19 protein-coding genes are annotated in these 13,845 nt (G+C 32.6%); all 19 read right to left on the bottom strand.

Annotated features, from left to right (window positions below):
• Positions 1-36: 36 nt before the first annotated feature.
• The 19 genes from SJY24_RS00995 to SJY24_RS00905 all read right to left on the bottom strand — a co-directional run bounded on the left by SJY24_RS00995 (position 37) and on the right by SJY24_RS00905 (position 13,824).
• Positions 37-279, bottom strand: coding sequence for a hypothetical protein (locus SJY24_RS00995; protein ID WP_377863416.1), 243 nt, complete (start codon positions 277-279; stop codon positions 37-39).
• Positions 280-312: 33 nt separating this feature from the next.
• Positions 313-702, bottom strand: coding sequence for a hypothetical protein (locus SJY24_RS00990; protein ID WP_377863415.1), 390 nt, complete (start codon positions 700-702; stop codon positions 313-315).
• Between the two features lie 153 nt (positions 703-855).
• Positions 856-1,305 (bottom strand): vacuolar protein-sorting protein 36, encoded by a 450-nt coding sequence (locus tag SJY24_RS00985; RefSeq protein WP_377863414.1) that lies wholly within the window; start codon positions 1,303-1,305, stop codon positions 856-858.
• Positions 1,306-1,576: 271 nt separating this feature from the next.
• Entirely contained in the window at positions 1,577-1,771 is a 195-nt protein-coding gene (locus SJY24_RS00980; RefSeq protein ID WP_377863413.1) for a hypothetical protein, read from the bottom strand.
• Between the two features lie 273 nt (positions 1,772-2,044).
• A complete protein-coding gene (locus SJY24_RS00975; protein WP_253703489.1) occupies positions 2,045-2,221 on the bottom strand; it encodes a hypothetical protein in 177 nt (58 codons plus the stop codon).
• Between the two features lie 64 nt (positions 2,222-2,285).
• Positions 2,286-2,522: a hypothetical protein gene (locus tag SJY24_RS00970; protein WP_061664003.1), complete on the bottom strand. Its 237-nt coding sequence runs from the start codon at positions 2,520-2,522 to the stop codon at positions 2,286-2,288.
• Between the two features lie 90 nt (positions 2,523-2,612).
• Positions 2,613-2,810 (bottom strand): hypothetical protein, encoded by a 198-nt coding sequence (locus tag SJY24_RS00965; protein WP_016099568.1) that lies wholly within the window; start codon positions 2,808-2,810, stop codon positions 2,613-2,615.
• Between the two features lie 91 nt (positions 2,811-2,901).
• Positions 2,902-3,111, bottom strand: coding sequence for a hypothetical protein (locus tag SJY24_RS00960; RefSeq protein WP_085313499.1), 210 nt, complete (start codon positions 3,109-3,111; stop codon positions 2,902-2,904).
• A 29-nt stretch (positions 3,112-3,140) separates the two neighbouring features.
• Positions 3,141-3,698: a hypothetical protein gene (locus tag SJY24_RS00955; RefSeq protein ID WP_016099570.1), complete on the bottom strand. Its 558-nt coding sequence runs from the start codon at positions 3,696-3,698 to the stop codon at positions 3,141-3,143.
• Positions 3,699-4,051: 353 nt separating this feature from the next.
• Complete coding sequence (locus tag SJY24_RS00950; RefSeq protein ID WP_377863412.1) at positions 4,052-4,258, bottom strand: hypothetical protein; 207 nt, start codon at positions 4,256-4,258, stop codon at positions 4,052-4,054.
• A gap of 39 nt (positions 4,259-4,297) precedes the next feature.
• Entirely contained in the window at positions 4,298-4,966 is a 669-nt protein-coding gene (locus SJY24_RS00945; protein ID WP_377863411.1) for a hypothetical protein, read from the bottom strand.
• 351 nt (positions 4,967-5,317) lie between these two features.
• Positions 5,318-5,770 carry a CPBP family intramembrane glutamic endopeptidase gene (locus tag SJY24_RS00940; protein WP_377863410.1) on the bottom strand — a complete coding sequence of 151 codons (453 nt, stop codon included), beginning with the start codon at positions 5,768-5,770 and terminating at the stop codon, positions 5,318-5,320.
• A gap of 34 nt (positions 5,771-5,804) precedes the next feature.
• Positions 5,805-7,949: a type IA DNA topoisomerase gene (locus tag SJY24_RS00935; RefSeq protein ID WP_377863409.1), complete on the bottom strand. Its 2,145-nt coding sequence runs from the start codon at positions 7,947-7,949 to the stop codon at positions 5,805-5,807.
• A 131-nt stretch (positions 7,950-8,080) separates the two neighbouring features.
• Positions 8,081-8,452 carry a hypothetical protein gene (locus tag SJY24_RS00930; RefSeq protein WP_377863408.1) on the bottom strand — a complete coding sequence of 124 codons (372 nt, stop codon included), beginning with the start codon at positions 8,450-8,452 and terminating at the stop codon, positions 8,081-8,083.
• A gap of 143 nt (positions 8,453-8,595) precedes the next feature.
• Complete coding sequence (locus SJY24_RS00925; protein WP_377863407.1) at positions 8,596-9,207, bottom strand: hypothetical protein; 612 nt, start codon at positions 9,205-9,207, stop codon at positions 8,596-8,598.
• Positions 9,208-9,462: 255 nt separating this feature from the next.
• Positions 9,463-10,488, bottom strand: a complete 1,026-nt coding sequence (locus tag SJY24_RS00920; RefSeq protein WP_377863406.1) for a DUF3991 domain-containing protein — start codon at positions 10,486-10,488, stop codon at positions 9,463-9,465.
• Positions 10,489-10,569: 81 nt separating this feature from the next.
• Complete coding sequence (locus SJY24_RS00915) at positions 10,570-11,121, bottom strand: metal-dependent hydrolase (RefSeq protein ID WP_377863405.1); 552 nt, start codon at positions 11,119-11,121, stop codon at positions 10,570-10,572.
• Between the two features lie 21 nt (positions 11,122-11,142).
• Positions 11,143-12,129, bottom strand: coding sequence for a hypothetical protein (locus SJY24_RS00910; RefSeq protein WP_377863404.1), 987 nt, complete (start codon positions 12,127-12,129; stop codon positions 11,143-11,145).
• A gap of 63 nt (positions 12,130-12,192) precedes the next feature.
• Positions 12,193-13,824 carry an ArdC-like ssDNA-binding domain-containing protein gene (locus SJY24_RS00905; protein ID WP_377863403.1) on the bottom strand — a complete coding sequence of 544 codons (1,632 nt, stop codon included), beginning with the start codon at positions 13,822-13,824 and terminating at the stop codon, positions 12,193-12,195.
• Positions 13,825-13,845: the final 21 nt, after the last annotated feature.

Here is a 13,845-nt window from a genome sequence, read left to right as displayed (position 1 = left end):
CCAAGACAGGTGATCTTTTTATATACATTTACTATACTATTTTTGAGATCTTTTAGATATTTTAATCCCCTTATGACTTCTACTTACTACACAGGATTTAATGTTGTTACTTTTTAAGTAATTAACAACTTCATCAACATCTCTCCCTGTTATTTCTTTGCTATATTCATCAAATTTATTTAATCTATTTTTTATTACAAAAAAACCAAAAGAAATTGATGTCACTATACCTGCAATACCTATAGCCATAGACATTTGATTTATGCCTTCAATCGCCATATTTATTCCTCCATTTGTATTTCTTATATACTTCTAACGTTCTACAATTCTTTTAATTTTAACAGGCTTAAATGTATTATGATCATCTATTTGTTCCATTTCCAATGAAACTTCAAATCTTTTTCCATTTGCAAAAACAAAACAATTGACCTTATTACTCGTCCAACTATTGAGCATTAATTTTGCTTCCTCTTTTTTTAGTTCTACATCAAAGTTTTTCTTATCTATTTTCAACTCTTTCGCTATCAACTCTTCAGCAATTGTTATATTTTCACTATTTTGTTTTTCTTCATGTTCCCTAACTGGTAAATAAAACGCATATATAACAATAAGAACCGCCAATCCTACAAAACAAAATATGTAAAACAAATCAATTTTATCATTTGAATTTTTATTTCTCGTTGTACTAAAATAATAACTCAATTTTGTTTTCTCCTTTACACAATCCTCCGTATTACAAACAACTACATATATACATTTATTTATAAAAAAATATTAATTTATTATCTGATTTCCGGATTTCCCCTCACCTGAAATTTACCTACAGTTGTTTTCAGCTTATTTCAGACCTCTTATTTAATCAATATCTTTTACAAAATAAAACCCTTGCCTTGAAAGTTCTTGAATGCATATTAATTGTCTGATAAACCTATTGTTTAAGTCCTCTATAGTATCACATTTATAATTACTTAAATCGTCAGGACCCCACAATCTCCACTTTTCTTCATTAGATAAATCAGTAAATTCAGGATTGGTCTCCTCTTTTAAAATCTTAATCACTTTCTCACAAACTTTAATTATTTTAATTGGAGAAACTAATTCTAATACCCCTGAATTTGGTGGATCAAATTCACAATACATTGGTATATCAATGTTAAAACTTGAAAAAACCCCGGTTAAATTACCACTTGTTAGATACGTAAGAAGTAATTTATCTCCATCTAAATACCTTATCATGTAATCAAAATCGTTCTCCTCGTGTTTTACTATTTCATATTGTCTAAAGTATTGCCAGGCTACTCCCATAAACTAATCCCCCTCCTCCAACATGGCGATATATTATGAAAACGTGAAGTGAAATTACAAACGAATATCAAACTTCATCTTCGATTTCTTTCAATTGCTCATAGCATTTAACTATATCAGGATTATCTATAATTTCTTTCTCAAAAACTTTGTAATTAGCAAGTGGTTTTAGGATGCCCGATTCAAGGTAAAAGAAGTTTTTTGTAGTCTCTTCACACAATTCTTTAGCAACGTAATCTGATCTGACCTCTATAAATCTTAATACTAAAATTTATAGAGGTTCCTTTTTAATTTCAACCCCTTGTTTATTTAAAAATGCTGCAATAGAACCAATCTCCCTCTTTATAAGTTCTACATTTTCATCATCATCTTTTAAATTATTTAATAAATTACGACGGTGTCGTAACCCCCTCTCTAATTGTTCAATAGCCTTTTGAGTGGTTATAATTTCTTTCAATTCACTCATTCCTTTCTCCTATGAAATGTTTCTTACGTATTAAATATCCCCTTTTATAAAACCTTAAAATTATATTCCTTCAAAATTCAAAATCTATTACAATAAAGCATTTATCCAAAAATCCATATCCCTAAAAATGCATAAGCATAAACCGCAAAAACAAATAAAAAACCTAACACTATACATTTATCTAAAGACATACTTTTATTATCTTTCACTGATCATTTTTCCTTTCTTAATAAAATTCAAATTTGATTATGTTTTTTTGAATAGCTAATCTCTCTATTTGAAAAGTAATGACTTTTTAATTTTATTGTGAAAGTTTGTTAATAAATAAACATCATTAATATAAGAAGTACTTAGTTTCTCTATGCGATCTATATTTTCTAAATATTTACCTATTAAAGACTTCTCCATACTTTTACCTAAACTACGCATATTAAAAGCATATGTATTCATAATACATTCCTCCATTTTTAATAGAATTCAAATTTGATTAAACTCTACAGAATAACTCTTTTATTCAATCCTCATTCTTCACTTTATTCTCCATCCACCTTGCTAACTCGCTTAGTTGAATATCTTCTCTTTTAATACCTGTTTCTGCAATATACGGTTCGACAACAAAATTATTCAATTTACTATTTAAATTAATTTCAAGAGGATTCATTGTTGAGGTTTTATTTTCTAGATTTAAATTTATTGTTTTGCCACCAAATTTTTCAATTATTTTATTATAACCAGTCATAACTTTATCCATTACCCCTCTCCATTTCTGCAAAAAATTCAAATTTGATTAAACCCTATTATCTAATTCAGTAGGATTCAAAAATCAGCGCAAAAAACATAACTATAGAAATGCTATAACTTCTCCTGGTTCATTAGTATATTCTCTTAATTCTTCTAAACTTGTTATTTCTCTTAATTTAATGTTTACCTCTTCGCTATCCGTACTGTAATATTCTGCAACCGTTAATTCTGCTAAATATTCATTTTCTTCATAGACAATCCCTCTAGAATTATGTAATGAATAAACATAAACACCCACTTACGACACTCCTTTTATATAAATTTCAAATAGTAAAATAGTTACCTTCAATTTATACTTATTCAACTATTTTTCGAATTCTTATATTTTCTCAATCTTTCTCCTTATCTTCTATTTTAAGCAAGAGGACAAATATTATTGCTGCAATACTAGAAGTAACCCCACAAACCGTCTTTATCGTTTCATATGTAGCTACTAAAGATAAACCAGCTAACCCACTACTAGTAACAAGTACTCCTAAAAATAAGGCTTGCATTCCCTCTATTTTCTTTGAAACTGGTCTAGTCTTGATTCTCCTCATGCTATAAGATCGCCTCCTTTTCTAACAACTTAGCATTCTCCGTCACAAAAAAATACAGGTCTTTCACACTTATTACAGATATAACTAAATTTTGATGTTCTAACAATTTTATTTTTAAAGGTTTGATCAAAATTGTAGCCAACAGATTCATAATCCCACTCCTGGTAGTATTCTTCTAGTCTTATAATGTGACTGGCCACTTTTGTTAAAACAACATTAATGAAGGAATCTATAGGTGTTTTGTTTAATTCATTTCCGTCTGGATAATCACTTAAGCAAGTAATAAAACTCCACTCTAATCCCTGTAGATCTGTAAAGTAACTTCTATCCGTTGACCAATGACCAGGATCTGCCTCAAGAGGTAATTCTCCATACATACTTGAGCTTAAGTCTGGATTAGTAAAAACAGTAATAGTATTCTTAGAAAAAGGTACGTCCGTACTTCCTTTAACTTTGTAATACTCTTTTAGGAAAGGATACTTAATAATTGCTTCTTTCCAATGTCCATTATTAATTAAATTAACCAGTTCTTTAAACTCTTCTTTAATAACTACCTTGCCACGTAGAGCCGTATACTTAGTTGACATATCCTCAACTCCTTCTACAAAATGTTTATTGTGATTGAGGTTGCTCCTATAAGGATTGCGCTTCCATATACCGCAATAGCTACTTCATCAGTTTTCTTCCAAAACAAATATATCCCCGTAAAAATACAAAATGATATGAAACTAACTACACATAGAACCGCAAATAGTCCTTGAATCCACATTAATATTTCTTCCCCTTTAGGAATACCTTTCTTAAACTTCCACAATCATCCCAATAAACGTCTTTCTTGACCCCAAAAACAATAACTTTATCCATTATTCCTCCCCATTTCTGCACAAAATTCAAATTGTATTGAATTAACGCTTTTGTTCAATTCTCTCCCGTTTTACAATTAATTGTACTTTTCCGGATTTGATTCAAACCCACAATAATAACAGGTATAATCTAAATCTCGAACTTTTTTCCAGCATGGATCACCACAACGAGGACAATTTATCCACTCACAATCACATTTATTAACATCTCCACTACACCCCGCACATCGAAGATCATTCAAGGCTAAACTTTTCACAAATTTCCCGCCAGCAATTCTATCCATTTTCAACATCCACCTTTTAATAAAATTCAAATTGTATATTTAATCAATTATGCTCTTTCCGTTTTGAAAGTTTGCATAAAACTCACCATTATTTTTTAATTCAAAGATTAAATCTGGTGAATCACCAGCCAATTTTGTGAGAATATTTATTTGTTGCTCTCCATTACTTAAAATTTCTTGTAAGTGCCAACCTATAACATCAAAATCACTCTCCTGTAGAGCAGTAATGCTTTTATGAAGTGATATTAATCTTTTATTTTCAGAAACACCTGATTCTAAATCATCATATTCTTTTGTGTAGTCTGTTATCGTTACATCCGTTGTATCAGTTAAAATCTCATTTGCAATTTCCATTTTTTCCATTGTATGCAATATGGTATTTTCATAGTTATCTATAGCTTCTGCTATTGAATTAGCTTTATATAACCTATAGTTCTTGAATGTTTTCCCCTTAAAATAATGGGGTGTCATTTTATTATCTTTACTAATAAGAATATCCACATAATTCTTATCAATATCTTCGAAACAATACACTTTTACGCTCTTATCTTCATACAATTTTGTTATTTCTTTTAGATACCAATTTTCAAGGCAGAAACCTTCACTAATGAATTGTTCAATAATTCTTTGTAAGTCTACCTTTGATTCGCTTTCCCCCAAACTGATTTCTTCATTCTTAATAGATTCCAAGTTATATCTTACAAACATTACAACACCTTCTTTCTATATGAAATCCAAAATTTATACCCATCTACTAAAGCCGTATACTTAGTTTAGCATTTGCGCATGATCCTCGTTTAGTTCTAAGGATATATTTTCTCTTTCCAAACTGTTATCCTTATGTGTAAATGCGTACATGTGTACATTTACACAAGTTCACATTTACACATTTTTTTATCCCTTAACGCTATTATACAACGCTCAAATTGATACATCAACAATTAATTTACACATGTGGACATTTACACATTTACACAAGTTCACAAAATTATATTATATAAAAAAAAGACTTCAAATCATTCTGAAGTCTTTTAATCTAGTAATGACTATAATTCTATGTTAATTAACTAGAAGGCTTGTTGCCAAAAATACAAATGCATTATATGAGATATGAGCTAACATTGGTACTTTCAAATCTTTTGTCTTTTCGTAACTCCACGCATATAAACAACCATTTACAAAGTAAGGGAAAAAGAACCAATCAAAATGCACCGCTGCAAAGATACCATTAGCTATGATAATCGCAGTTGTTCGATTGATCCGCTCCAACAATTTCTCCAATCCAAGTGGCAAAATCTTTCTAAATAAAAATTCTTCTATCACTGGAGCAACCAATACAGGTATCAATACATATAAGAGATTAATTTCTATCTTTTGATTTACATTCGCTACATTTCCAGTTCCAATTGATAGACTCGCCTTTATATATGAAAATAGCAAACTGGACAAAATTGCTAGTCCAGTTGCTATAAATACCCATTTACCTTTTTGTAAAACAGCTTTCATATTCACCTTTTCTTCTCCCCTTACCTACTATGATTCCTGGTTATTTTTTTGCTGCAAATTCAAGATCCAGTCTCCCTGATGCCCCAAGTTTCAAGTGACCATCGAACTCTATTCCTGATTTCCCTTTCATCTTCTTAATTAATCCTGTTTTCTTTCCTTCTAATAATTTCTTTGCATTTGCTTCTGAAATTTTCTTAGTTAAATATTCTCCTGAAATTGAGAATTTACATCCTTCTTTATAACCGCTGCAACCATAGAAAGTTTTACGATTTACAACTTCCTTCCCACATTTCGGACATTTACCAACTGTATCTTTTGATTTCATTTCTTGAATTTTATTATCTATTTTCAATCCAGCAATGGACTTTGTAGCCCCTTTAATTAGATCCTTTGTAAACTCACTAGTGTGACTAACAAACACGTCCTTAGAACCTTGTTTTTTACCGATTTTACGCAAATACCCTTCCCACTTCGCTGTCAGTTCTGGCTTTGCTAACAACGTCCCCTGAACAGATTGGCAAAGTATTTCTCCCTTCGGTGTAACATTTACCTTATTACGCTTCACTTCTATATAACCTTGATTTTTTAGTGTTTCTATAATACCGGCACGAGTTGCTTCTGTACCCAATCCTTCTACTTCTTTAAGAATATCTTTACTTTCCTCATCTTCTACTAAAGAACCACACGTCTTCATCATAGTAATCAATTGACCCTCTGTATATGGTTTAGGTGGCGTAGTCACACCTTCTTTCGATTTTACTAAACCCTGGACTAATTCACCTTGTTTAACAACAGGTAAAATTGATGCTTTCTCTTGATCGTCATCTTCCTCAATTTTATCCGTCAAATACAACTCTTTCCATCCTAATGACTTTTCTGCCTTTCCTTTTGTGGTGAACAACAAACCGTTTAAATCACTTGTTATAACTGTCTCTTCATACATATAAGGCGAATGGAACATGCTTAATACACTTTTTAAAACTTCCATATATAAATTTCTCTGTTTATCCGTCAGTTTTGCGATTGTTTCTTTTGAAGGAACATTTTTAGTTAATACAATTGCATAGTGTTCCTGAACTTTTTTATTATCGACATAGCGCTTGTTTGCGGTTAATGAATGTGGTTGAAAATTCAAACCTATAATAGACTGATAACCGCTTAAATTATTCTTTAAATACTCAAATTCACCCTCTGTAATGTAATTGCAGTCTGTACGAGGATATGTTACTAATTTCGCTTCATATAACTCCTGAATCCCTTTTAAAACGTCAGCTGGTGAATACTTATATTTTTTGTTGGCCAAAGCTTGCATAGAAGACAGAGAGAATAATTTTGGTGCTTCTTGTTGTTTTGGTTTTACTTCTACAGATTTAATCATGCCTTGTTGACTACTATTTTCAGAAATATTATGTTGCTGCAGCAAGGTCATTAATTCTCCTTTAGTAGCAAATCTCTCTTTATAACGTCCCCTGTATACACCGTTTGGAGAAGTAAATTGCGCTTCCAAATCAAAGAAAGGCGTTGGCTTAAAGTTTTTAATTTCCTGTTGTCGCTTGTTTATTAAGCATAATGCTGGCGTTTGACATCGTCCCACACTGTAGACCCCTTGAACGCCTTTCTGCCGTAAAAGAAGTGTATATAACCTACTAGCATTCATGCCCACAATCCAGTCACTAAGTTGACGTGCTTGCGCTTCCTCAAACATACTTTCAAAATCTTCTCCTGGTTTTAAGTTTTGGAAACCTTTTTTAATTTCATCTACTTCTAAACTGTTGATCCATAAACGCTTAATTTTTTTATGAGTACATCCTGCTTCTTGGATGATTAATCTTGCAATCGCCTCTCCTTCCCTGTCGATATCTGTCGAAATTTGTATTATTTCCGCTTCCTTCATTAATTTCTTTATAATATTAAATTGCTTTTTCTTGTCAGCCGATACTTTATATTCATAGTGTGATGGTAAAATTGGTAATTGTGATAAATCCCATTTCTCCCATTCCTGTTTATATTCTTGAGGAGACTTCAATTCTACTAGATGTCCATAAGCCCATGTGATATTTCCTCCATTTGGTAATAAAGAACATGGTGGAACATAAAAGTGACCATCTCTCTTTTCAACTTTCGGGAATGCCTCACTATATGCTTTTGCCTGATTCGGTTTCTCTGCTAGGATTAATACGGACATGTTTTTAACTTCCTCTCATTATTAAAATTTTATATACAAAAAGGAGCAGCATGGACTATGCTACTCCTGAAAATATTGTGAACATGTGTAAATGTGTATTCGTGTACATTTACACATTTATTATAATTGGGTTAAAAACTATATTTTTTTATCGCTTCTTCTATGCTCTTTGCATCCTCTTCGTTAGAATAATCATTTATATATCGTGGAATTACTTCCCCTAAATCCCATACTGCTAGATCAAACTGTTCATTAGTCTGCTTATTAAAAAAACAGTGTGAATAAAAAATTGGAACTTCCCACAGCTGCCACCCTGTAATATCAAAATCTTCTTCTTTAATATAAGAAATACAATCATGAAGACGCACTAATGATTTATCATCTTCATTTCTATATATTTCTTGCTCCAGTAATTTAAAGTTTAAAAGATACTTTTCTATAAATCCTTTTATACTGCCTGTGCTATTTTCTAGTAGTTCTTTAGCAATTTCTATCTTCTCCATTCATATCTCCACCTTTAAAATGTTGTATACAAAAAAGGAGCAGCATGGACTATGCTACTCCTAAAAATGTGTACATGTGTATTTGTATATTTGTGTACATGTACACATCACACTTAAAAGCAACATAGCACATATTGTCCTTTTTATCTCTCACGCCCCATTTGGCGCATATATGCAAGCCTTCTTGCTCGTTCCGTCTGTTTATTTTGAATCTCTTTTTGATCTTGTAATTCAGATTCCTCTTTAATATCTTCTTTACCTGGTAACTTTGTATTTTCTTTTGAGAATTCCTGTTTTTTCACTAATCCCAGTTCTTCATTAAAGTTCACCAGAGTAGAATTTTTAAATTTCCCTATTTTATGAGCGACCCCTTGCTTTTCTTTACGAATATAATCCTTTAAATATAAACCAAATCCATTTTTAATCGTTTCATAATTATCTCTGATGTAGTTATACTGTTCTCTATCTAAATGTGTCCGATCCTTTATGTAAGAACGATCAGGAAGTATCAAAGCATGAGAATAATCAATTCCTGCATTATCTGATTTACTTGAAGGTGCATGAAATCCGTTAGGATGATTCAAGTTTGATCTTAATGGTAATAAGAAATCTTTATCTTCAACCCTTACTTTCATATATACATAAGGTCTTTTCACCTGTTTTGGAACGTTATTTTCATCTAACATGTTTTTGAAATGACTATTTTCTTCAAAATATTTTCTATTTAAATGTACAACGTCTATTTTTTTAGTCATTGTGCTTTTCCCCTTCAACAAAAAAAGGCAACCACATTGGTTGCCTTTAAACTGTAATACATTAAATTTAATCATCGTTCTTTTCATTTGTATCATTGCGGAGGTGAACGAGTAAGAACTCCGCTGAATATGTGCCTGTTCTTTTCATTTATGTCATTGCGGAGGTGAATCAGAAAAGAACTCCGCTCAATTACTATATTTATTATAGACTATTCTTATTTAAATATCAATAATCCTTTTGGTATATTTTTCTTTTTATCTTTCCATCCCTCGTTGTTGCAAGTAAGCAGTTCGTCTTCCTTGCTCTCGCTGATTGGCTACTCGCTTACATTCATCGTTCCAATCCCATTTTTGTTCTTCAGACGGTGCTTGCGGATATTCAGGTTTAAACGCAACTATGCTTCCATCATTTTTTTCATATCGAAAATGTATCAATCGTTCCGCAAAAGCTTTACCTGCTTTATCATTATCTACACATAATGAAAGACTATCAGGAACATCACCAATTCGCTCTTGACTCTTCATATAATAATTAAATATAACCTGCGGTTTTAATCCTTCCATACTAACTAAATGTGTATCTTTGAGGTCATGTTTATGTAGCGATGCGTAGCTTAATAAATCAATTGATGATTCAAAGAACTTTAAATTGCGTGGTTCACCATTTAATACATTAAAACCATAATTAGCCGTAGAGTTTTTTTGGATACTTTTCCATGCCCCACGTTTGTATTTATCTGATTTAACTACACCTTGCTCTGAACCACCCATTACCGCTCCCGTTTCACGGTCTTTCCATAAAAATAGTACGTTGTTGTACTTATCTTGTTTAATCAGTCCTTTTTTATGCAAAGCATCTACAACTTGCGGATCAACCTTTCTTTCCTCAATTAGATACTCCCTTGCTCTATCGAATTGAGGTACTTCTTTTTTTGCAAAATAGTCGCAATCATAAGGCTCACTCACAAATGTAACCTCTGAAGCTTTTTCATAGTCCTGTTCTCCGTCCAGTAATCGCTGCATCGCCCCAGGGAACGAAGCATCTTCTACCTCCTGCACAAACTTAATAATATTCCCGTTAACCCCTCTACTGTTCCAGTAGAACTGATTTTTCTTCCTATCGATGATTAAGCTATCGTGTTCCGCTAAACGGTAATAACGTTCACTGTCAGACTTTACGGGTATATCGTTTTGCATACAATAATCCACAATATCAAGAGATGCTGCCTTTTCAATTTCTTCTTCCGTATATCTTTTGGTATTCTTCTTTTGTTGTTCCACGAAAATTCCTCCATTAAAAAAAGACCATGCATTTTTTTACATGGTCTTTTTCGATTTATTTATATTTGTATTTGTTCTGCCTTAACTAAATAACGCTTTAAAGGATTCTAAAATACCTGAAGCACCAAGTTGAAAACTTGCCATTCCATACAAATACAGTTCATAAATAACTACGATCGTACTAATCATTAGAATCATTTTTTCCGCTATACCGTTATAGCTGTAGTAAAAAACATGGAATCCGCTTTGGAAATTTCTATTGGATAATGGCAGCAGCCACTTAATCCCTTTTTTAGAGAAACTGTCTTCCACTAGATGTAGAAAGTATCCTGCAAGGATGCACATGCCATTAGTAAAGGACAATGGTGTCATCCCGACTGCAAATAAAATAGGAATCAACACAAGCACTAACCCAAATAGTGAATGAGTGATTCCCCTATGACCAAATACCATATTCATCAAGTCCGATACTCCACGAGTTCTCCTGCCAATCCATGAATGCTGTTCATCTATATCAGGCAATAATGCCCCAAAACTAACCGCTATAACATTTCCAACCGTGAGGTTGCCCGTTGATGCCAAGACAGGCAGGGCGACCGCTAGGCTTGTTGTAAGATGCGTTTTATACTTCATTTGTTATCCTCCTTTCTTTTATTAATAATCCCGACCGCCCATAAGCCTCATCATATGCTGTTTTCTTGCCTGCTCTCTTTTTTGCGATACTTGCTGTTGTTCTTCCTCATGGACTGTATCTTTCCCAACATATCGCATTCCGACTTCAGGGATGGTTTTTGATTCTTTCACTTCTATAGCGCCATGTTCTTTCTTCACCGATCCAACCGTTTTAGCGGATTCCATTTGAAAGACTTCTTCTGTTTGGGTTTTACGGTCATTTACAATCTCTTCTACTGGATTGAAATGAATTTCTCCATCTTCAATCTTCTGTTCCTCCATAAAACGAATAGGAGCAAGTCGTTTTTCTTCAACATCTTCATAACCAATTGTTGTATAATAAGCATCTTTTCCCTCTATCTCTTCAGGGCTCACATCTTCTGCCACCACATATCCATAGCCTTCAAAATGGTAGGCCGCTTCATGCTGTTGCAATGGTTTCCCTGTCGATTCACAATAAATAACCATATCTTCATTTACTGGATAAAGACCTTGATACTCCACATCGCCATTCATGATTTCTTTGTGTGATTTAGTAACCGAATGACTAATATGATTAACAGCTTCAGATACAGAATGGTTAAAATCAAACTCAATATCACTGTCTGATACATATTCAGATAGGCACTCCACTTTCACATTCTGCTGCCGATCTGTTGTTACTTTTGCAATCGGCGTCTCATAAAATTCTCCTTGAATTAGCTCAGCTTCATAATACGGTTCAAGGTAATCTGCAATTTGATTAAAGCTTTCCATTTCTTTTTCCGTTCCACACCTATTTACAACAGATAATAATTCACCTAAACTCAAACGCATATCAGGACGAATTTCTTCGATTACTCGATTGTCTTCAGACAGTTGAATTTCGTAATTCTCCCAATGCTTATCTAAATCAATACCTAATTTCTCATTAATCTCTAGAGCTGTATTTTGCTGAATACCTGTTAACACTTCATGGTTATCCATCATTTTTTCTCTTCTCCTTATTAGTTGAAATTTAAAATAAAAAAGAACACCTATTAAGGTGTGCTCTTATCTCTCCATTTGTTGCATGTATGCCATACGTGCCATCCTTCTTGCTTCTTGCTGTTTCATAAAGGTTACATCTTCATTTTTTTGCCTTGTACTCAATTCTTGATTACTTCCTTGATGTTCAATGTCTTCGCTCATTACTTCTTTGTGCGCTTTTGTAATAGAAGAATTAATACTATCAATCGCTTCACCTACAGAGTGGTTAAAATCAAACTCAATGTCACTGTCTGATACATATTCAGAAATACATTCAACCTTCATGTTTTTATCTTGATCCACCGATACTTTAGCAACATGTGTATTAAATAACTCTGTTTCTTTTGAGCCAGCTTCATAATGTGGTTTCATTTCTTCTGTTATGATTTTTAAATTCTCTACTTCTTCTTCAGTTCCAAACTTATTAACGATTGTATCTAATTCGCCCAAACTCAAAATCATACTCGGCTGAATATCCTCTATATACTTACCATCTTCTGAAAGATTGATTTTATAATCGTCCCATCGTCTTTTTGAATTTAGTTCTGCCTGTTGAGAGACTGCATTCCAATGACTTCCTAAATTTAATCCAATGTTTTCAGAAACAGCTTGTTCCGCTTTTTCCTGAATACGTTTAAGGACTCTTTTTTGAAAAGTAGGAAGCTCGAATTTCTTTTGCTCCTTTTCATCATTTACTACATCTTTTTCGTTTAGTTCTTTTGTATCGTTACTTATTACTGGATTGTGTTTCTGTAGTTCCTTTTCTGTTCCCCTTTGTAATTCAGAGATTTCCTGATCCATTACATTAATAAACGTTCTTGCTGTATCGTGAATGTTTATTATAGAAGAATCTTTTTCTTTTAAATCTTGATCACTTTGAACCCATTTACTAATATAAGGCACTGTATTTTCACTCGTATCCATCCCGTAATGTGTACAAACAATATGCGTAGCCATTCGTGTTTCAAACTCTCCTGCTACTTCATCTTTACTCCCTTTCCCTTTTTTACCTTGTAATTTTTCACGAATCAATTCGTAAATCAATTCAGGTATTTGCTTTATTTCTAAGGCATTTTCATTTTCTTCAAGTGCATTACTTTCAATTTCTTCTTTCTCAGCTACAACATGGATTCCAGAAATTAACATGTTTTTATTTTCTTCTGATACCTCAAAATCAAATTGACGATTGGGGAATATCTTTTTCAAATCGTCACTAGTAGCATTGGTTTGTGAAATATCTAATGCTGATTTCTTTAAATAGTAAGTTATGTCTTTCTTTATTTTTAAATCGCCTTTCTTAACCTGTCCCTTCTGTTCTGCTGTTAAATCTTTTACAAGAACTTCTTTTTTAGATTGTGGATTTCTTACATATTCTTTGATATGAGGATGAAAAATCTTCATTTCCTTTTCTCCATCTTTCAAAGAAAAGCCAGCCTTGTTGTAAGTTTTGAAATTCGCACATGCATACGCATCAGGGAATTGTGATTTAATCACTTGCATATTTCTACCTGAATAATTGCTAAATCTAGACATAAACTCAGCTAATTCCAAAACCCCTTCCTCTGAATGATAATAGTGTTCTAAGTCTTCAAGCACCGTCCCCATAAATCGCTTTGTTTCTTCCGTACTTATTCCAATATCATCATAAAATATCATCGTTTTCTCTTCTCCTTATCA

The organism is Bacillus sp. R86525, from assembly GCF_042466195.1.
In the GTDB taxonomy this organism is placed as follows: Bacteria; Bacillota; Bacilli; order Bacillales; family Bacillaceae_G; genus Bacillus_A; species Bacillus_A nitratireducens.
The sequence above is the reverse complement of the archived record's forward strand: the minus strand, read 5'-3'. Positions and strand labels throughout refer to the sequence as shown.